1 protein-coding gene is annotated in these 344 nt (G+C 62.5%); it reads right to left on the bottom strand.

Annotated features, from left to right (window positions below; all coding sequences use genetic code 11):
• A partial coding sequence (locus tag D0T11_RS21895; RefSeq protein ID WP_147374820.1) for a helix-turn-helix domain-containing protein occupies positions 1-292 on the bottom strand: 292 nt, incomplete at its 3' end.
• Positions 293-344: the final 52 nt, after the last annotated feature.

Genomic DNA, 344 nt, shown 5'->3' with positions numbered 1-344 from the left:
GCACGGCCGCCTGGACTTGCGCCGTGTCGGCGGCCGTGAGAATGGCCGGCCGACCCTGGCCCTTGGCGTTAGCCAGCCCGGCCAAACCGGCACTCTCCCAGCGCGCAAACCAGCTGTAGACTGTCTGCCGCTGCAGGCCAAGCACCTTCGTCAGCACGGGCACGCTTTGCCCGTCGGCACTCAGCAGCAGGCACTGACAGCGGGCACGAAACGGGTGTTGCCGATGATGGCGATGGCCTTCCTCCAGCGTGGCCCGCTCGTCGGAAGTCAGCTCAATGAAGCGTTTCTGCATCTGCGAAGATAGCCCCTTCTCAATTGTCTGACTAATTTTGAATAGGCACTTA

Origin of the sequence: Hymenobacter rubripertinctus, from assembly GCF_003583925.1 — a bacterium.
GTDB classification, from domain to species: domain Bacteria; phylum Bacteroidota; class Bacteroidia; order Cytophagales; family Hymenobacteraceae; genus Hymenobacter; species Hymenobacter rubripertinctus.
This window is presented reverse-complemented; position numbering and strand designations above follow the sequence as displayed.